The 19,404-nt window shown below is 56.3% G+C and carries 14 protein-coding genes; 12 read left to right on the forward strand and 2 right to left on the reverse strand.

Going from position 1 to position 19,404, the window contains the following annotated elements; all coding sequences use genetic code 11:
• The first annotated feature begins 13 nt into the window (after positions 1–13).
• From galU (C1N62_RS06405) to galU (C1N62_RS06435), 7 genes are all read left to right on the forward strand, one after another.
• Positions 14–919, forward strand: a complete 906-nt coding sequence (gene galU / locus C1N62_RS06405) for a UTP--glucose-1-phosphate uridylyltransferase GalU (RefSeq protein ID WP_137762842.1) — start codon at positions 14–16, stop codon at positions 917–919.
• A 157-nt stretch (positions 920–1,076) separates the two neighbouring features.
• The gene (locus C1N62_RS06410) at positions 1,077–3,002 is read left to right on the forward strand and encodes a hypothetical protein (RefSeq protein ID WP_137762843.1); all 1,926 of its coding nucleotides are present in this window, start codon (positions 1,077–1,079) and stop codon (positions 3,000–3,002) included.
• Between the two features lie 120 nt (positions 3,003–3,122).
• Complete coding sequence (locus C1N62_RS06415; RefSeq protein WP_137762844.1) at positions 3,123–4,604, forward strand: MOP flippase family protein; 1,482 nt, start codon at positions 3,123–3,125, stop codon at positions 4,602–4,604.
• Position 4,605: 1 nt separating this feature from the next.
• On the forward strand, positions 4,606–5,565 hold the full coding sequence (locus C1N62_RS06420; protein WP_370465587.1) for a polysaccharide pyruvyl transferase family protein: 960 nt from the start codon (positions 4,606–4,608) through the stop codon (positions 5,563–5,565).
• Between the two features lie 7 nt (positions 5,566–5,572).
• Entirely contained in the window at positions 5,573–6,553 is a 981-nt protein-coding gene (locus C1N62_RS06425; protein ID WP_137762845.1) for a glycosyltransferase family 2 protein, read from the forward strand.
• Between the two features lie 120 nt (positions 6,554–6,673).
• Entirely contained in the window at positions 6,674–7,693 is a 1,020-nt protein-coding gene (gene galE / locus C1N62_RS06430; protein ID WP_137762846.1) for a UDP-glucose 4-epimerase GalE, read from the forward strand.
• Positions 7,694–7,924: 231 nt separating this feature from the next.
• Positions 7,925–8,812, forward strand: a complete 888-nt coding sequence (galU, locus tag C1N62_RS06435; RefSeq protein ID WP_137762847.1) for a UTP--glucose-1-phosphate uridylyltransferase GalU — start codon at positions 7,925–7,927, stop codon at positions 8,810–8,812.
• Positions 8,813–8,864: 52 nt separating this feature from the next.
• Here galU (C1N62_RS06435) and rfbA read toward each other — a convergent pair whose 3' ends face one another.
• Both rfbA and rffG read right to left on the reverse strand, forming a co-directional pair.
• Positions 8,865–9,731, reverse strand: coding sequence for a glucose-1-phosphate thymidylyltransferase RfbA (gene rfbA, locus C1N62_RS06440; RefSeq protein ID WP_137762848.1), 867 nt, complete (start codon positions 9,729–9,731; stop codon positions 8,865–8,867).
• A 19-nt stretch (positions 9,732–9,750) separates the two neighbouring features.
• Positions 9,751–10,815 (reverse strand): dTDP-glucose 4,6-dehydratase, encoded by a 1,065-nt coding sequence (rffG, locus tag C1N62_RS06445; RefSeq protein ID WP_137762849.1) that lies wholly within the window; start codon positions 10,813–10,815, stop codon positions 9,751–9,753.
• Between the two features lie 747 nt (positions 10,816–11,562).
• Between rffG and rfbC the strand changes: the two genes are divergently transcribed.
• The 5 genes from rfbC (at position 11,563) to C1N62_RS06470 (ending at position 19,359) form a co-directional block, all read left to right on the forward strand.
• Positions 11,563–12,096: a dTDP-4-dehydrorhamnose 3,5-epimerase gene (gene rfbC / locus C1N62_RS06450; RefSeq protein ID WP_137762850.1), complete on the forward strand. Its 534-nt coding sequence runs from the start codon at positions 11,563–11,565 to the stop codon at positions 12,094–12,096.
• Between the two features lie 101 nt (positions 12,097–12,197).
• Entirely contained in the window at positions 12,198–13,070 is an 873-nt protein-coding gene (gene rfbD / locus C1N62_RS06455; RefSeq protein ID WP_137762851.1) for a dTDP-4-dehydrorhamnose reductase, read from the forward strand.
• Between the two features lie 86 nt (positions 13,071–13,156).
• A complete protein-coding gene (locus C1N62_RS06460; protein ID WP_137762852.1) occupies positions 13,157–13,990 on the forward strand; it encodes an ABC transporter permease in 834 nt (277 codons plus the stop codon).
• Positions 13,980–15,362 (forward strand): ABC transporter ATP-binding protein, encoded by a 1,383-nt coding sequence (locus C1N62_RS06465; protein ID WP_137762853.1) that lies wholly within the window; start codon positions 13,980–13,982, stop codon positions 15,360–15,362. Before C1N62_RS06460 ends, C1N62_RS06465 begins: the two co-directional genes overlap by 11 nt.
• Complete coding sequence (locus tag C1N62_RS06470) at positions 15,349–19,359, forward strand: glycosyltransferase (RefSeq protein WP_168195824.1); 4,011 nt, start codon at positions 15,349–15,351, stop codon at positions 19,357–19,359. Before C1N62_RS06465 ends, C1N62_RS06470 begins: the two co-directional genes overlap by 14 nt.
• The last annotated feature ends 45 nt before the right edge of the window (positions 19,360–19,404 follow it).

Raw genomic sequence — 19,404 nt, forward strand, 5'->3', positions numbered from 1 at the left:
AGTGAGGACTTCTATGACGACGTTGAAAGCGGTGATCCCGGTGGCGGGACTGGGTATGCGTATGCTGCCCGCGACCAAGGCGATCCCGAAAGAGATGCTGCCGATTGTCGATAAGCCAATTATCCAGCACATCATCAATGAGTGTGTGGCGGCGGGCATCAAGGACATCATTCTGGTTACCCACTCCTCCAAGAATGCGGTGGAGAACCACTTTGATACCTCGTTTGAGCTGGAAGCCATGCTGGAGGCGCGCGTCAAGCGCTCCCTGCTGGAAGAGGTGCAATCCATCTGCCCGAAGGGTGTGACCATCATGCACATCCGCCAGGGCCAGCCGCGCGGCCTCGGCCATGCGGTGCTGTGCGCCAAGCCGCTGGTGGGCGGGTCGCCGTTCGTGGTGATGCTGCCGGATGTGCTGGTGGACAACCAGCAAGCCGACTACCGCCACGACAACCTGGCGGAGATGGTGCGCCGTTTTGAAGAGAGCGGCGAAAGCCAGGTGCTGGTCCAGCCCCTGTCCGCCGACGAACTGCCGAACTACTCGGTTATCAGCTGCGAAAACCCGTCGCTGCAGCCGGGCGAGTCCAGCCGCATCACCAAGATGGTGGAGAAGCCGGAGAACACCGACGGCCTCGACTCCAACCTGGCGGCGGTGGGGCGCTACGTGCTCTCGGCGGACATCTGGCCCTACCTGGAGAAGACCGAGCCGGGTGCCTGGGGTCGTATCCAGCTGACCGATGCCATTGACGCGCTGAAAAACCACAGCCCGGTCAATGCGCTGGCACTGAAGGGCACTGCCTTTAACTGCGGCGAAAAGCTGGGTTACATGCAGGCCTACGTCACCTATGGCCTGCGCCATGACAAACAGGGCGCAGAGTTCAAACAGTGGCTGGCTGAGTTTCAACAGCAAGCCAACGCCTGATCTCCCGATCTTCGCAATGCCACAGGCCGCCCACAGGCGGCCTGTTCTTTGCCCCTTTATCTCCTTTTCCGTATGACAGGCTACATGGGCTGCCGTGGCAATCGGCGGGCCTGTCTTTTTCTGCGCTCTGTTTCCAGGTTTCTGACATGAGGTTCTGATGCGACTGCTTAAAAATTTGACGGACAAAACCAAAAATACCATTAATACCTCCCGCCGCTCGGCACTGACCAAAGTGCTGGTGGGAACACCTCTGGTCGCATTACTCAGCCTTGAAAAATCCCAGGCGGCACCGGCTGCGCCCGCCCTCCCGGCCCCGACCGGCAACGACATGACCGGCCCGGAGCTGCGCCGCCTGATGCGCGCCAGCGATGGCCTGAAGGCGATTGGCCGCTGCTCCAACATCCCGATGCTGCGCACCATTGAGCCAACCATCATCGGCCAGAAAATTGATGTCGCCAGCTACCATCCCGGCTGGTCAGATATCGCCAACGGCGCAATCGGTGGCGGGGAGTTCTGGTATGACGCCGCCGACACCCAGTCCGTGGATGATGGCGGCAGCGTGATTGTCACGCAGGGCGGCAAGCGCTGGAAGCGCATCACCGACCAGCTGCTGCCCAGCCACTTTGGCTGTATGCCCGGCGGCAAGGAGGATGTCACCGAGAATATGCGCCGCTACATCAAGGCCTGCCGGGGTGGGGTGGTCAACTTTAACAACGGGCCGTGGCGCATCAGCAGCACCATCGACCTGACCGACGTCGCCAAGATCATCAGCGACAGCACCGGCCGCTTCATCGTCGATGCCGAGCGGTTCCGCGGTGACTGGGCCATCCAGCTCGGCAAGCCTAACCAGAAGGCGGGCCGTGGCCGTTGCGGCAGCATCTCGCTGGAGGGGATTTTGATGGCCCGCGCCACCAGCCGCAGCCAGAAGCTGAACGGTATCTACATGAAGGGGAGCTGGCTGAACATCGGCCATGTGCGCGCCGAGAACTTCAACGGCATCGGCATCTACCAGGATTCGGTGTGGGACTCCACCACCCAGCGCCTCTCGGCGGAGTTGTGCGGCAACATCGTCACCCCGCAGATCAAGCTGGGCAGCAACGGTGACACCCACAACGCCTCGCACATCGTCAGCATCCAGAGTGAACAGGCCTACCACTACTCACTGCATATCGACGTGCTGCGCGACGTGATTGACAATATCCACGCTGAGCGCACCTATATCCTGACCAATGACGACAACAGCAAGCTGCCGTCCAACCTTAATTACCGCAACGTCTATATCCTGCTGGGCAACTCGATCATCAACCACGCGGTGATGGATGCCGCCACCACCAAGACCGCGCCTGACGGCCAGCCGGTCACCAGCCAGAAGCTCTCCATCAACCTGAATGTGGACTATGGCGCGGTCAACACCCTGAATGCGCGCGGCGGCATTATCTGTACCAACTTTGGCCACCTCTCCACCTTTGACGTGGTGGCCTGTGATGCGTGGTACTTCTCCGATCCGGCGCAAAAGCTGTCAATCTCCGATCTGCGGGCGCGCCGGGTGGTGGCCTCGTCCGATATTCAGTTCAGTAACTGCGTAATTTCAGAGGAATTCGAATTACGCTTTAACGCAAAAAATGTGACCATGAGCTCAGTTGATGTCGGTTTGATTAATTTCACTGCGCAGTATCAGGGTGATATTCATCTGTCCCGCTGCAACATCAACACCATCAAGGCGCTTGGCAGGCCGAAGCCGGGATTTGCCGTCACGGTGTTCCGGGACTGCCGCATTGAGGCGTTGCAGGGGGCAGAAGGGTCGCGGGCCAGATTCTATGGCGGCTACATCAATACCGTTAACCTGGCCTCCGGCAGCGGCGTGGAGCTTTACGATCTCAACTGCGCCAGCTTTGGCTATCAGGGCGACGCGGAGTTCATTACGCAGGGCGTCAGGGCGGAGAAGGTAAACAATTGGGCACATCCGCAGAAGATGACCTTCCCCGCAGGCACCACCACCAGTGTATTGGGCGAGATCCAGCCCGGCCAGCCATTCCGCTATGTCAACGTGGATGGCAAAACCGGTTGGCGAGGTGAGAAGTGATCGCCTGCGTGCAATGACTTGCAGGTCGAACAAACAAACACGGCACCGGCGGGTGGGAGAGCCCCCGGCGCCCTGTAGGGATGGGAACATTATGACCTTTTGGCAAGCGGAAACAACACTATGAGCTTACGCGAGAAGACCGTGAAAGGGGCCAAATGGTCCGCCATGTCGACATTTATCGTCATTGGCCTGAGTTTTTTACAGATGACCCTGCTGGCGCGCATGATTGACAGCCATGAGTTCGGGCTGTTGACCATCGCGATGGTGGTGATTGCGTTGGCTGATACCATTTCAGACTTCGGCATCTCCAACTCCATTATCCAGAAGAAGGACATCACCGAAATACAGCTGACCACGCTCTATTGGTTGAACGTGTGCATCGGCATCACCGTCAGCGTGCTGACCTTCAGCCTCAGTGGCACCATTGCTGACGCACTGCACTCACCGGGACTGGAAACGCTGGTCAAGGTGCTGGCGCTGGCCTTCCTGGTGATCCCTCATGGGCAGCAGTTCCGCGCGTTGATGCAGAAGGAGCTGGAGTTCAACACCATTGGCAAGGTGGAGTCCTTCTGTTCGCTGGTCGGCTTTGTCAGCACCCTGACCGTGGCCCACTTTTACCCCTTTGCGATGGCAGCCATTGTTGGTTATCTGATTAATGCCTGCGTACGCACTTTCTCATTTGCCTACTTGGGACGTAACATTTACCGGCCAAGCTTTAAGTTCTCCCTGCCTACGGTTAAGGACAACATCAAGTTTGGTGCCTTCTTGACCGCAGACAGCTTGGTGAACTTCATCAATACCAATATTTCCACCGCGGTATTGGCACGTACGCTGGGGGCAGTGGTGACCGGTGGCTACAACCTGGCCTACAACGTGGCGGTCATGCCACCGACCCGCCTGAACCCGATCATTACCCGCGTGCTCTTTCCAGCCTTTGCCAAGATTCAGGATGACCAAGAGAAGCTGCGGGTGAACTTTTACAAGTTGCTGTCGCTGGTGGGCATTCTGAACTTCCCTGCGCTGCTGGGGCTGGCAATGGTCTCCGATGAGTTTGTCCGGTTTGCCTTTGGCGAGAAGTGGATTTTCATTATCCCTATCCTGCAAGTGTTATGCGTGGTGGGTATCCTCCGCTCCATTGGTAACCCGATTGGCTCGTTGCTGATGGCGAAAGGGCGGATCAACTTAAGTTTCTATTTCAATGTGTTCAAAATCTTTCTGTTTACCCCGGCGCTCTATTTCGGTGCTAAATGGGGTGGCGGTTTAGGTGTGGCGATTGGCTTCCTCTGCGTGCAGACGCTCAATACGCTGCTGAGTTACTTTGTACTGATTAAACCGGTGTTGGGTAAAAGCTACAAAGAGTACGTTAATAGCATTTGGTTGCCGGTTAAATTAACCATACCCATGCTTGTAGGGGTGTACGCGCTTGGATTGATTATTCCTGCCAATTTCCCTGTTTTTGTTGTGTTGATCAGCAAGATTGCCTTTGGGGTCATTGTTTATGGTGTGACGTTGAGCTTCTCTCGTAACGAACTCATTTTTGAAATAAAGCAGCAGCTTTTTAAAAAATCTAAATTTTCCAGATCTGCCACAGGAGTAAAATAGTATGCATCATATGCAAGTGCTAAAAAACAATCTAAATGTCATTACTGATGTGGTGCCGAAATCCAGCAAGATTCTTTTTCTTGATGTACCGCTTCATCTGAACGTTGGCGATCTGCTTATTTTAAAAGGCACGGAACAATTCTTTAAAGAGAACCAGTATCAGGTTGTCGGGCGTTATACCGACAAGTGCAGCCGGGAATTTGTGGAGAAACACCACGGGAAAATCGACCAGGATACCATTATCGTTTTGCAGGGCGGCGGCAACTTCGGCGACCTTTACCTGCACCATCAGATCCTGCGTGAGACCGTGGTAAGATGCTTCCCGAACAACAAAGTGGTGATGCTGCCGCAGACCGCGCACTTCACCTCGTTTGAGAATATGCGCAAATCTGCGGAGATCATCAGCCAGCATAAAAACCTGACTATCTTCGCCCGTGATATTAACTCCTTTAATCTGTTTAAAGAGAACTTTACGGATAAAGTGATCATGTGCCCAGATATGGCCCACGCCATGTGGAACATCTGGCCACAGCAGAAGCCGGAAGATATCAAGCGTGAGCAGATGATGATGATCCGCAAAGATATCGAAGGGAACACCAAATCCCCGTACGAAAATAACTACCAGAGCGACTATGTTGACTGGGAAGATATCTGTACTGACAACGATCGTCTGTTCTTCCGCGCCATGTGCCGGGGGGAGAGAATCAATAATAAGGTGCCGGGCCATCTCTTCCCGACCATTAACCTGTGGTATAAGTATACTGACAAGCTGGTTGACCGCGTGAATGATCTGTTCTTGTCCTACGGTGAGGTGGTCACCTCGCGTATGCATGGGCATATTCTATGCGCACTGTTAGGCGTAAAAACCAAAGTGCTGGATAATTCATATGGTAAAAACTCTGGTTATTACGAGTCGTGGACGAATAAAGTCCCTAATTGTGATCTAATTCCATTCGAGTAATTATCATATGCCTAGATTGTCAGTCGTTATCCCGGTATACAACGTCAAGAATTACCTGGAGACCGCAATCGATTCAATCCTCAATCAGACGGTGCTGCCGTCTGAAGTGGTGATTGTTGATGATGGCTCCACCGATGGCTCCGGCGAGATGCTGGAGCAGTTGTACGGGCATATTCCCTTTGTACGCATCGTGCATACAGAGAACCGGGGCCTTGGCGAGGCCCGCAACGAAGGCAACCGCCATGTGACCGGCGACTACATCTACTATTTCGATTCGGATGATGTGGCCGTCCCCACGCTGGTGGAGAGCTTTTACCACTATCTGGAGCAGCATCCGGCGCTCGATATCTACTGCTTTTCCGCCGCCTCCTTCTGGGATGTGGTGCCGGAGGATCCCGAGGCCGCCAAAATGCTGCCGCAGTACGATCGCCAGCTCAACCAGACCTTTGAGAATGGTATCAGCGCCTTCAATATTCTCTCTGAGAACAACACCTTCTACCCCAATGCCTGGCTGTATGTGTTTCGCCGTGGCCTGATCGTTGACCATGACCTCTGGTTCAAACCCATCATCCATGAGGATGAGGAGTTCACGCCACGTCTGTTCTTCGCCGCCCAGCAGGTGATCTCCTCCACGGAGGTACTGTTCCGCCGCCGGGTGCGCATGGGATCCATCATGCAGAGCAACCGCAGCGAAAAGAATGTGATTGGCTATATCGAGAGCATCCATAGCCTTGAGGGGCTGAAAGCCAACGCCCAAGAGAGCCGGGTGATCAATAACCTCGCCAATCGCATCCTGAACAACATCATCGCCATCTATCGCATTACCAAGGAGGAGGGGGTGGTGCTGTCGCCGGAGAGCGACCAGCGCTTCTCGGCGCTGCTGGCGCGCAACAGCACGCCGCAGGTCAAGCTGGCGGGTCGTAGCCTGTTTGCCCTGCGTGTCTATAAATTTGCCCAGCGGCGGGCGAAACAGTTGCTTGGTAGTTAAGCGCGCCATAGCGCTACACGTCTGGGGTAGCGTGGGGTATGATGAAAAAAGAGTGAATTTGCAACACGTTACCCATCCAACTTTTCGCCAGTCAGGCCCATGGGCCAATCAGGAGTGATTATGTCCATTCTCGTTACCGGCGGCGCCGGTTATATCGGTTCCCACACCGTACTCAGCCTGTTGTCACGTGGTGACGACGTGGTGGTGCTGGATAACCTCTCCAACGCCTCCGCTGAATCGCTGAACCGTGTGGCGCAGCTGGCCGGCAAGGCCGCCACCTTCTATCAGGGCGATATTCTGGATCGCCAAATCCTGCAAACGATTTTTGCCGAGCACCAGATTGAGTCCGTGATCCATTTCGCCGGGCTGAAGGCGGTGGGGGAGTCAACCCGCAAGCCGCTGGAGTACTATGAGAACAACGTCAGCGGCACTGTGGTGCTGCTGGAAGAGATGCGCAACGCTGGCGTCTACAACTTCATCTTCAGCTCCTCCGCCACCGTTTACGGTACGGACGCGCCGGTTCCCTACGTGGAGACCACGCCCATCGGTGGCACCACCAGCCCCTATGGCACCTCCAAACTGATGGTGGAGCAGATCCTGAAGGATTACGCGAAAGCCGATGAGAAGCTGCGTGTTATTGCCCTGCGTTACTTCAACCCGGTTGGCGCCCACGAGTCGGGGCTGATTGGCGAAGACCCGAATGGCATCCCGAACAACCTGCTGCCCTACATTGCCCAGGTGGCGATTGGCAAGCTCGAGTCACTCGGCATCTTTGGCGGCGACTACGACACCAAGGATGGCACTGGCGTGCGTGACTACATCCACGTGGTGGATCTGGCCGAAGGGCACCTGAAGGCGATGGATCATTTGGCCAAAATGCAGGGCTACAAGGCCTATAACCTGGGCGCTGGCGTCGGTTATTCGGTGCTGGAGATGGTGCAGGCGTTTGAGAAGGCCTCTGGCCGCAACGTGCCTTACACCATCAAACCGCGCCGCGATGGCGACCTGCCGGCCTTCTGGGCCGATGCCCGTCTGGCAAAACAGGATTTGGACTGGGAAGTGACGCGTGGCATCGACGCCATGATGCGTGACACCTGGAACTGGCAGAGCAAAAACCCGAATGGCTACAAAAGCCAGTAAGGGCTGGAAAAGTCAAAGGGCGCCTGCGGGCGCCCTTTTTTTATCTGACAATTTATGCTGACAGGGCAGGGGGTTAGCGGCCAATAATTGTGAGGGGCGGGGGGCTGGTCAAGCGGATGGCAGTGTGTATACTGCTTGGCAAATTCGGATTATTCGCAAAACAGTGAAGGGCCGCCAGCCCGGCCGGCGCCCCGCACCCACCGTCCCATCGTTACCCAAGAGGCAAGTTTCATGATGAAAGCCGTTATCCCCGTCGCTGGCCTTGGCACCCGTATGCTGCCCGCCACCAAGGCCATCCCGAAAGAGATGTTGCCAATCGTGGATAAACCCCTGATCCAGTATATCGTCAATGAGTGCGCCGCCGCGGGCATCAAAGAGATCATTCTGGTCACCCACTCCTCCAAAAACGCCATCGAGAACCACTTCGATACGTCTTTTGAGCTGGAGAGTATGCTGGAGAGCCGCGTCAAGCGCCAGTTGCTGGAGGAGGTGCAGTCCATCTGCCCGAAAGGGGTGACGGTGATGAACGTACGTCAGGGCCACTCCAAGGGGCTGGGTCACGCCATTCTGTGCGCCCGCCCGCTGATTGGCGATGAGCCGTTTGCCGTGCTGCTGCCTGACGTGCTGATGGACGATGTGGCATGTGACCTGAAACAGGACAACCTGGCCGCGATGCTGGCGCGTTTTGAGGAGACACAGACCAGCCAGATTATGGTGGAGCCGGTGCCGGAACAGGATGTCTCAAAATATGGCATCGTCGATTGCGCCGGGCAGGTGCCGGCCAGCGGCGCTACCGCGCCAATGCACGCCATCGTCGAGAAGCCCGAGATCGAACAGGCTCCCTCCAACCTCGCGGTGGTGGGGCGCTATGTGCTCTCCAAAGCGATCTGGCCGCTGTTGCAGGTCACACCGTACGGTGCAGGCAATGAGATCCAGCTGACCGACGCCATTGCCATGCTGATGGAGAGCAACCCGGTGGAGGCTTACTCCATTGTGGGCCGTTCCCACGACTGCGGTGACAAGTTCGGCTACCTGAAGGCCTTCGTGGAATATGGGATGCGCCACCCGACGCAGGGCGAGGCGTTCAGCGCCTGGCTGAAGCAGACGCTGGCCTCCTGAGCCAATAAAAAAGCACAGCCTTGGCTGTGCTTTTTTTTGCCGCCATGCGGCATCACTCCATGATCAACCCTTTCAGGTACTGGCCATAGGAAGTTTTGCCCAGCAGCTGTGCCTGCTCCGCCACCTGGCCCGCGCTCAGCCAGCCCTTGCGGAAAGCGATCTCCTCCAGACAGGCCACCTTGAAGCCCTGACGCTTCTCAATGGTGTGGATGAACTGTGACGCCTCCACCATGCTGTCATGGGTGCCGGTATCCAGCCAGGCAAAGCCACGTCCCAGCAGCTCGACCTTCAGATTTCCCTGTTGCAGGTACATCTCATTAAGCGTGGTGATCTCCAACTCGCCGCGATGGGAGGGCTTGACCTGTTTCGCCATCTCCACCACATGCTCATCGTAAAAGTAGAGGCCAGTCACCGCCCAGTGGGATTTCGGCTTCACCGGCTTCTCTTCAATCGAGAGCGCGTTGAACTTGTCATCAAACTCCACCACGCCAAAGCGCTCGGGATCCATCACCTGATAGCCGAAGACGGTGGCACCCTGTGTGCGTGCGGCCACGCTCTCCAGCTTCTGGCCGAACCCCTGACCGAAGTAGATGTTGTCACCCAGCACCAGCGCGCAGCGTTCACCATTGATGAACTCCTCACCAATGATGAAAGCTTGCGCCAAACCGTCTGGCGACGGCTGTTCTGCATAGGAGAAAGAGACGCCAAACTGTGAGCCATCGCCCAGCAGGCGTTTGAAGGCTGGCAGGTCATCCGGGGTGGAGATCACCAGGATGTCGCGGATACCCGCCAGCATCAGCACCGAGATCGGATAGTAGATCATCGGCTTGTCATAAATCGGAAGCAGCTGTTTTGAGATGCCACGTGTAATCGGATAAAGGCGGGTGCCGGAGCCGCCCGCTAAAACGATGCCTTTCATTAATACACCTTCCAGGGAGTTATTTTTGCAGGCCCAATCGTTGGCCGGCGTACGAACCATCCTGTACGCGCTGCCACCACTCTTTATTGTCCAGATACCACTGCACGGTTTTCAGGATACCGCTTTCAAAGGTCTCTTCCGGTTTCCAGCCCAAGGTGCGCTCGATCTTACTGGCATCAATGGCATAACGCATATCATGGCCGGGGCGGTCTGTCACATACGTGATCAGGTCGGCAAAATGGGCCACGCCTGCGGGCTTTTCGCTGATTAGCTCGTCCAGGATGCCGCAAATGGTCTTCACCACATCAATGTTTTTGCGCTCATTATGGCCGCCGATATTGTAGGTCTCGCCAATCTCGCCCTCGGTAACCACTTTGTAGAGCGCCCGTGCGTGATCCTCTACATACAGCCAGTCACGAACCTGCTGGCCATTGCCATACACCGGCAGCGGCTTACCGGCCAGCGCATTCAGGATAATCAGCGGGATCAACTTCTCCGGGAAGTGATAGGGGCCATAGTTGTTGGAGCAGTTGGTCACCAGCGTCGGCAAGCCATAGGTACGCTGCCAGGCGCGTACCAGATGGTCGCTCGAGGCCTTGGAGGCAGAGTAGGGGCTGCTCGGCGCATACGGCGTGGTCTCGGTGAACAGGTCATCGGTGCCATGCAGGTCGCCATACACCTCGTCCGTGGAGATGTGGTGCAGCCGGAACGCCGCCTTGCGGGCTGGCTCCAGGGCCGCCCAGTAGTGGCGTGCCGCCTCCAACAGGCTGTAAGTACCAATGATATTGGTCTCGATAAACGCCGCCGGCCCATCGATTGAGCGATCAACGTGGCTCTCTGCCGCCAGATGCATCACGGCGTCCGGCTGGTACTCCGCAAACAGCGTATCCAACGCCGTGCGATCGCAAATATTGACCTGGGCAAAGCGATAACGGGGATGTTCGGCCACCCCTGCCAGCGACTCCAAATTCCCTGCATAGGTGAGACTGTCTACCACCAGAACACTGTCGTCCGTGTGGTTAATGATGTGGCGCACTACCGCCGAACCGATGAAACCAGCACCACCCGTAACCAAAATTTTCATAACATTAGACTCATATCTGGAATTTTTATCCTCACGCTAGCGTGAGTCTCTCAGGGGTATCCTTGGGAGGCGCGCCGCCTGCTGCCTTGCGCCCACTGCCAATCTGATACAAAACCGCTGAATTATACTGTTGGCAAGATATGCTGAACAGTAAATAAGAGGGAATCAAAAACTTCCCCATTGTTAAAAAAAACTGAATTTTCGGATTATTCGCACATGATTTTACAGTAAAAACACAAAATCTTAAACCAATACTTACGCAAGTGAAAGTTGGCATGAATATTGATTGAGGAAACATAAGGCGAGGAATTATCTGAGGCAGTATTCTTTAAGAATTTTCTTAAGGTGAATTACTAAAACTCTGCTATTAGGACAAAGTACTTTGGCTGCTATCTTAAATGCAGTTACAAAAGTAAATCGGGTAACCATTTTAAGTTATTGATTTGAATGATTAAAATTTATTGTGTTCTGGATTTAACCATCACTTGGCTATTTTCTTTTGCATTCATCTCGGTACTATTAAAAGCGAGGGCAAAAGAAAGCTGCTAGCATGGTGCCTGACTTGGCAATAGGTTGGGGCTAATTTCACAGTGGGTTTTCTGTCGCAACAATTAAGCTGTGCTAACATACTGGGATTATTTCCGTAACAATCAGAAGCATAATGATTTGGCTTTTGATAGAGTCTTTTCCCAATGGCATAAATATTGGAAGCACCCAACGTGCGTCAGTATAAGAGTGAATAATGAAATGAATGTGATTGAGACCCGGGTTAAAGGTGTGAAGCTGGTACAGCCAACCGTGTTTGGCGACCAGCGCGGCTTCTTCCTGGAAACTTTCCAGAAAGATCGTTATCAACAGTTGCTGGATATCGACCTTGAGTTTGTGCAGGACAACCACTCCCGGTCGAGCCAGGGGGTACTGCGCGGCCTCCATTTTCAGACGGCCCATCCGCAAGGAAAACTGGTACGCGTGGTGCGCGGCGAGGTGTTTGATGTGGTGGTGGATATCCGCCCGGACTCCCCGACCTTCCGCCAATGGGTGGGCGTAACCCTCTCTGAGGCCAACAAGAACCAGCTGTGGGTACCGCCGGGTCTGGCGCACGGCTTTGTGGTGATTTCAGAGTTTGCCGATTTTGAGTACAAATGCACCGATTACTATGATCCGGCCAATGAGGGTTGCCTCATCTGGAACGACCCGGAAATAGGTATTGAATGGCCGGTCGCCGAGCCGAAGCTCTCGGCCAAGGATCAGCAAGGCAAAGCGTTCTCAGAGCTTTTTTGATAACAGGCTCGCCTCGCAGCAAGGCCCCGGGAGGAACCCCGGGGCTTTTTCCCTTCTGGAGGCCGGGTGTTCGATCTTTATTCAGGGTAGCCAGTATAACTATGAAATTGATGATCGTTGGCAGTGCGGGACAAGTGGGTAAAGAGCTGGTGCAGCGCGCGCCGGCGGAGTGGGAAGTGCTGGCCGTAGATCGCCAGCAGCTGGACATCACCGATGCCGCGCAGGTCAGCCATCGGGTGGCAGCGTTCCACCCTGACGTCATAATCAACGCGGCGGCCTACACGGCCGTTGATCGTGCCGAGAGCGAAGCGGCACTGGCCTATGCCATTAACCGGGATGGCCCAGCCGCGCTGGCCGCCGCTGCGCAGGCCTGTGGTGCGGCACTGCTGCACATCTCCACCGACTACGTCTTTCCTGGCGACAAGCCAGCGCCTTACCGCGAGGATGACCCGACTGGCCCAACCGGCATTTACGGCGCCAGCAAACTGGCGGGCGAAGAGGCGGTAACGGCCGCCTGCCCGCGTCACATCATCCTGCGCACCGCCTGGGTATTTGGCGCTCACGGCCACAACTTTGTCAAAACCATGATCCGGCTGGCCAAGGATCGTGACCAACTCTCTGTGGTGGGTGACCAGTTCGGCAGCCCGACCTATGCCGGTGACATCGCGCTGGCGCTGCTGACCCTCGCCCGCCGGGTGGCGGATGGTCAGGATGTCGCTTGGGGCATCTACCACTACAGCGGTGCCCCCTACACCTGCTGGGCTGACTTCGCCCGCGCGGTGATTGAGCAGGCCGTTGAGGCCGGCTATGTCGCCCGTCTGCCGGATATTCGTCCTATTACTACGGCAGAGTATCCAACGCCCGCCCGGCGCCCGGCCAACTCCCGGCTGGATTGCCGCAAAATTGAGGCAGCGTTCGGCATTGCCCCGAGTGACTGGCAGGCAGCGCTGCGTGACATCGCACCCTATGCCTGACGGAGCCAGCTGCGCCGCCACGTAAGGAGAGTGCTTCCCGGCCTGGCCGGGGAGCCGTCAACAGGAAGCAAGGTAAGAGAAAGGTAATGAATCCACATTCGCGCAAGCCCGCCTCGCTGCTCTCATTGGCAGCCAACACCTGGGTACACCGGAACCTCATTTATCAGATGGCCAAACGGGATGTGATCGGGCGTTACAAAGGCTCGGTCATGGGCCTGCTCTGGTCATTCATCAACCCCATTTTTATGCTGGCGGTCTACACGCTGGTCTTCTCTGTGGTCTTCAAGGCTCGCTGGGCCGGGGCGGATGCCAGTGAATCGAAAATGGATTTTGCCATCATTCTGTTTGTCGGATTAATCACCCACGGCCTGTTCGCCGAAGTGCTCAATCGCGCGCCCTTTCTGATTGTCCAAAATGCCAACTATGTGAAGAAAGTGGTGTTCCCGCTGGAGATTTTGCCCATCGTCACCCTCTGCTCAGTGCTGTTCCACAGCCTGATCAGTCTGCTGGTACTGCTGGTGGCCTTTTTCATCTTCAACGGCCACCTCTACTGGACAGCGCTGTTCGCGCCGCTGGTGTTTTTGCCGCTGCTGCTCATGACGCTCGGGCTGGCGTGGTTTGTCGCCTCGCTTGGGGTCTTTGTGCGCGATGTCGGACAGACGGTCTCGTTGCTGATGATTGTAATGATGTACCTCTCCACCGTGTTTTTCCCGATTGCCGCTCTGCCAGAAGAGTTGCAGCCAGTGATCCTGCTCAACCCGCTCACCTTCATTATCGAGCAGGCGCGGGCGGTGCTGATTTGGGGCAAATTGCCTGATTTTGCGGGCCTGGGAGCCTATACCCTGGTGGCGATGGTGGTGATGTGGCTGGGATATGCCTGGTTCCAAAAGACGAGAAAGGGATTTGCAGATGTCCTCTAATGATTATGCGATCCGCATTGAAAATATAAGCAAATGCTATCAGGTGTATGAGAGCCCCATTCGCCGGCTCCAACAATTTATCGTCCCACAATTTGATCGACGTCTTGGCCGACAGCCGCGAGTCTATCATCAGGATTTCTGGGCGCTGCGCGATGTCTCGCTGGAGTTGCCGCGTGGGCAGACAATGGGAATTGTCGGGCGCAATGGCTCAGGCAAATCGACATTGCTGCAAATCATCGCGGGTACGCTGACGCCCACTGCCGGTGATGTCAAAGTCAATGGCCGGGTAGCGGCGCTGCTGGAGCTGGGGGCTGGGTTTAACAATGATTTCAGCGGTCGGGACAACGTCTACCTGAACGCCTCGCTGTTGGGGCTGAGCCGCGAGGAGACCGACGCCAAACTGGATGACATCCTCGCCTTTGCCGACATTGGCCACTTTATCGACTCGCCCGTGCGCGCCTACTCCAGCGGGATGCTGGTGCGACTGGCGTTTGCGGTGCAGGCGCAAATTGACCCGGAAATTTTGATCGTTGATGAGGCGCTGGCCGTCGGCGATGCCAAATTTCAGGCGAAATGTTTCGCGCGCCTGAAAAAGCTGAAAGAGCAGGGCACCTCCATTCTTTTTGTTTCACATGCCACTGAACAGATTGTCACCCACTGTGACAGTGCGCTGCTGCTCGATGGCGGCCATGTGCAGGTGCAGGGCAAGCCGCGTGACGTGGTCAACCGCTACCTGGATATCCTGTTTGGTAAGCCGCAAAAAGAGAAGGGCGCGCGCGAAGAGGCGGCAGCGCTAATTGAGGAGGCGGTGGTCGGAGAGACCGAACGCTCGGCCCGAGAAGAGGGCAAAACCCCAGCGCGCCTGCCGCTGAAAGCGTTGGTTGCAGGCAGCTATGATGAGCGGGTGAACTACAATCCGGCGGAGTACCGCTGGGGTGACCGCGCGGCTGAGCTGGTCGATTTCCATCTTGAGCAGGCGGGCGAGGCCTATCCAGTCAGCCTGACCCCGCGTGAGGAAATCCGTTTTACCTTCCGGGTACGCTTCAATGCGCTGGTGGTGCGCCCAATCTTTGGCTTTGCCGTCAAAACCAAGGAGGGGGTCACTATCTATAACACCAACTCTGAAATTCAACATATTGACCTGCTGAATGAAGGTAAGCCCGGCGCTGAGACCCTGGTTACGGTGGTGATGCCTGTCACCCTGTATGAAGGGGACTACTTTGTGTCAGTTGGGATCGCCAGCTGCTCCGCCAGCGGTGAAATCATTCCGCACGACCGCCGTTATGACTCAATCCATCTTACTGTGCAGCCGGTAGGGACGTTCACCGGTTTAGCTGATCTGAATGCGAGAATTAAATTTGAAACAGATTGACACACATCACAGCCTCTCTGCGCACGATTTTGTTCTGAATGAACCCACCGGTGTATGGTGCCAGGATACAAAACAGACCTTTGGTTACAACGACGGCGATGCGATTGAGAACTACGTTCTGGATGCGGTGACCCAAGCCAGCGACTTGGGCGTCTATTCACTGGAGTTGAGTGAAAAGATGAAGGATTGGCCCTCCACCTATCACCTGATTTCGCGCCGCTCAAACCTGCTGCTGCCCTTCAAAGAGTGGTTTAACGGCAAGCGGGTGTTGGAAATTGGCTGCGGCTGCGGGGCCATTAGCCGTTTTCTGGGTGAGTCCTGTGCGGAGGTGGTCTCCGTCGAGGGCAGCCTGCGCCGGGCGCAGATTGCCCGTCAACGCACCCGTGATTTACCTAATGTTACGGTTGTCTCTGCGCCAAGCGATACCCTGCCCGATTTAGGGGAGTTTGATGCGGTGTTGCTGGTGGGCGTACTGGAGTACGCCAATATGTTCCTTGGGCCAAACGGGCAGCAACGTTTGCTGGAAGATTGCCAGCGCCGCCTGACCGCTGATGGGCGTCTGTTTGTCGCCATCGAAAATAAGCTGGGCCTGAAGTATTTTTCCGGTGCCAATGAGGATCACCTTGGGCAACCGATGGTTGGCATCAATAATGCCTATGACGGAAATGGCGTCAGCACCCTCGGTCGCCGGGATCTTCTGGCGCTGATGACCCGCAGCGGCTTTGGTGAGGTACAGGAGTACCTGCCGCTGCCGGACTACAAATTGCCAGTGACGATGGTCACTCCGTTGGGATGGCAGCAATACGCGACCTCCCTGACGCCGCTGGTGATTGAGTCCGTACACCAGGATCCTCAACAAATCCCGCTCTATCTCTTCTCACTGGAACAGGCGACCAAAAGTGTCTGGGAGAATGGCGCCGCGCCCGATCTGGCCAACTCCTTCCTGATGGTGTGCAGCAAGCAACCGCAAGCGCCCTCGCTGCACCCACAGACGGCGGCTTACCACTTTACCGATGGCCGCATTCCGGCCTTCAACAAAATTACCCGTTTTGATCATACTGGCGAAGGCGGGCTACAGGTCTACACCGGCCCAATGGTGGAGGCCGCTGGCGAGACCAGCTTTATTTGCCATAACCAGCCGGAGGAGAGCGCTTTTATTCACGGTGCCTCCCTGTGGCTGGAGTTGCTGCAACAGGTCAACCGCACCGGCTGGACGTTCGATGATCTGAAGGCGTGGGCGACTAGCTGGCTGGATAGCCTGCTGACGCGTGCCGGCCACCCGGCAGGCGCGTATGACAAAGCGCTGGCGCTGCCACCGGAGTATCAGGATGCTTTGCCCTTCAACGCCATGCGCACCCCGGAAGGGGAGATTATTTACTTCGACCTGGAGTGGGAGCCGGAAGAGACGGTTTCATTGGGTTATATCGCGTACCGCGGCCTTTATCACTCCCTGTTCCGCATCACCTCGCTGGCCTCCCTGCCGCCGGAGTGTAGCCACAATGTGTTTGAGCTGACGCTGGCCCTGATGCAGGCCGTAGGCTTTGAGTGCGATGAGCAGGATGGCATGACCTATCTGCAGCAGGATGCCGCCTTTATGGCGCGCATCCAGAATAAAGAGCCTGAGCCGATTGCTGAACAGCTGCGCCACGTTGGCCTGCGGATCCGCGTTGACCTTGGTCAGGTGGGCGATCACATCACGCTCTTACAAGCTGCCGCTGAAGAGGAGCGGGCGGCCCGCCAGGACGATCTCGCCAGCTTGAACCACGAGAAAGAGTTGTTGGTGCAGGTGCAGCATGTGCTGATCAAGGAGAATCGGCTTCTTGAGCAGCAACTCACCCGGTTGAATGAGGGCCGAGACGCTATCAGCTACTCGCAGGAGGAGGTGGACGCGCTCAATCTGCAAATTGCCCACCTGAATCAGCAAGCCAATGATCTCCACCATCATCTCGCTGAGTTAAACCAGCATGCGGTCAACCTGGACCAAAATCTGGCAGGGGTATACCGCTCCGCCAGCTGGCGCGCAACGGCACCACTGCGGGCGATTAGCCGCCGAATGCCAGCCGATAAGCGCAAATACGCCCATTTTGCCGTGCACAAATTCCACTCTGTGGGGCGGCTGGCAAAAAATGCGCCGCAATATGCCCGCGAAATGGGCGGCTGGAAGCCTCTGGCCGACTACGTCTACCGCACATTGCGCCGGGAAGGGGTTGGCGGCATCCTCGCACGTGCGCGTGGGAAATTGAATCAGGCGGCGATCATCACGCCAGCACAGCGCCGCTCTGATTATGAGGAGTGGGTCGGGCTATATGACACCTTTGGCCCGGCGCAGCGTGAGCAGGCGTTGCAGGAGATTGAGCACTTTGACCGTTACCCGGTCATCAGCGTGGTAATGCCGGCCTATAACCCGCCGGTAGCACTGTTGAGCGAGGCGATCGAGTCCGTCCGGAATCAGGTCTACCCCCACTGGGAACTGTGCATCGCCGATGACTGCTCGCCCAATGCGGAAGTGCAGCAGGTGCTTAAATCCTATGCCGCCAAGGATCCGCGCATCAAAATCTGTCTGCGTGAGCAGAACGGACACATTTCGGCCGCCAGTAACAGTGCGCTGGCGTTGGCGACCGGGGAGTACATTGCCCTGCTTGACCATGACGACCTGCTGCCGGCGCATGCCCTGTTCGAAGTCACCAAAGCCGTGCTGGCTCATCCCGAGGCGAGCATGTTCTACAGTGACGAAGATAAGATGGATCCACAGGGCGTGCGTTGCCACCCCTATTTCAAACCCGACTGGAACCCGGATCTCTTCTTGTCGCAGAACATGTTCTCGCATCTGGGCGTCTATAAACGCAGCCTGATTGAGAAGGTGGGCGGCTTCCGTCTGGGGGTTGAAGGTAGCCAGGATTACGATCTGGCGTTGCGCTGCCTCGAAGAGGCAGGGCATGAGACGGTGCGCCATATCCCGAAAGTGCTCTACCACTGGCGGATCATTCCAGGCAGTACGGCAGCCAGCGGCGGTGAGAAGCCCTATGCATTCCTGGCGGCAATGAAAGTGGTGCGGGAGCATCTGGAAAGGCAGGGTATTCGTGCCGAGGTGGATGAGGCCGTTGAGGGGATGAACATGTTGCGGGTGAAGTATGCCCTGCCAGCAGTACCGCCACGGGTTTCCATCGTCATTCCTACCCGTAACGGCAAAAATCTGGTGCAGCAGTGCATTGACAGCATCACCCAGAAAACCACCTATCCCGATTACGAGATCATTCTGGTGGATAACGGCAGTGATGATGCCGAGGCCGTTGCCTACTTTGCAGAGTTGAATCAGCGTGACAACGTCACGGTGCTGCGTGACGATCGTCCTTTCAACTACTCTGCGCTGAACAATGAGGCGGTTAAAGCGGCACGCGGCGAGCTGATCTGTCTGCTGAACAATGATATTGAGGTCATCTCTCCTGATTGGCTGGATGAGATGGTCAGCCATGCCCTGCGCCCAGAAATTGGTGCCGTCGGCGCCCGTCTGTGGTACCCCAATGACACCATCCAACATGCCGGCGTGGTACTGGGGATGGGCGGGGTGGCCGGGCATGTCCACTTGGGCATTACCCGTGAGAACCCCGGCTACTTTGGCCGCGCCTGGCTGGTGCAGAACTACTCGGCCGTTACGGCAGCCTGTTTGGTGATCCGCAAGTCAGTCTATGAGCAGGTCAATGGGCTGGAGGAGCAGAACCTGACGGTGGCGTTCAATGATGTCGACTTCTGCATCCGGGTGCGCAATGCGGGCTACCGCAACCTGTGGACGCCGTTTGCCGAACTCTATCACCATGAGTCCGCCACACGTGGTAACGATCTGGCACCGGAAAAAATTGAGCGGTTCAAGCGTGAAATTGCCTATATGGAGAGTGCCCACAGGCATGAACTGGATTGTGATCCCGCCTTCAACCCCAATCTGGATTTGATGAACCATCACTTTACGCTGTCATTCCCACCCCGGGAATCCGGTGAATAAAGACGATCGGGGAGGGCGCAAGCCCTCCTCTGTTCTCAGAGGCAT

It is taken from the genome of Nissabacter sp. SGAir0207 (assembly GCF_005491205.1).
GTDB lineage: Bacteria > Pseudomonadota > Gammaproteobacteria > Enterobacterales > Enterobacteriaceae > Chimaeribacter.

What these genes read in the sequence shown, in the direction of transcription:
- galU (WP_137762842.1), top strand. Translation starts at nt 14, where the DNA reads ATGACGACGTTGAAAGCGGTGATCCCGGTGGCGGGACTGGGTATGCGT.
- C1N62_RS06410 (WP_137762843.1), top strand. Translation starts at nt 1,077, where the DNA reads ATGCGACTGCTTAAAAATTTGACGGACAAAACCAAAAATACCATTAAT.
- C1N62_RS06415 (WP_137762844.1), top strand. Translation starts at nt 3,123, where the DNA reads ATGAGCTTACGCGAGAAGACCGTGAAAGGGGCCAAATGGTCCGCCATG.
- C1N62_RS06420 (WP_370465587.1), top strand. Translation starts at nt 4,606, where the DNA reads ATGCATCATATGCAAGTGCTAAAAAACAATCTAAATGTCATTACTGAT.
- C1N62_RS06425 (WP_137762845.1), top strand. Translation starts at nt 5,573, where the DNA reads ATGCCTAGATTGTCAGTCGTTATCCCGGTATACAACGTCAAGAATTAC.
- galE (WP_137762846.1), top strand. Translation starts at nt 6,674, where the DNA reads ATGTCCATTCTCGTTACCGGCGGCGCCGGTTATATCGGTTCCCACACC.
- galU (WP_137762847.1), top strand. Translation starts at nt 7,925, where the DNA reads ATGATGAAAGCCGTTATCCCCGTCGCTGGCCTTGGCACCCGTATGCTG.
- rfbA (WP_137762848.1), bottom strand. Translation starts at nt 9,731, where the DNA reads ATGAAAGGCATCGTTTTAGCGGGCGGCTCCGGCACCCGCCTTTATCCG.
- rffG (WP_137762849.1), bottom strand. Translation starts at nt 10,815, where the DNA reads ATGAAAATTTTGGTTACGGGTGGTGCTGGTTTCATCGGTTCGGCGGTA.
- rfbC (WP_137762850.1), top strand. Translation starts at nt 11,563, where the DNA reads ATGAATGTGATTGAGACCCGGGTTAAAGGTGTGAAGCTGGTACAGCCA.
- rfbD (WP_137762851.1), top strand. Translation starts at nt 12,198, where the DNA reads ATGAAATTGATGATCGTTGGCAGTGCGGGACAAGTGGGTAAAGAGCTG.
- C1N62_RS06460 (WP_137762852.1), top strand. Translation starts at nt 13,157, where the DNA reads ATGAATCCACATTCGCGCAAGCCCGCCTCGCTGCTCTCATTGGCAGCC.
- C1N62_RS06465 (WP_137762853.1), top strand. Translation starts at nt 13,980, where the DNA reads ATGTCCTCTAATGATTATGCGATCCGCATTGAAAATATAAGCAAATGC.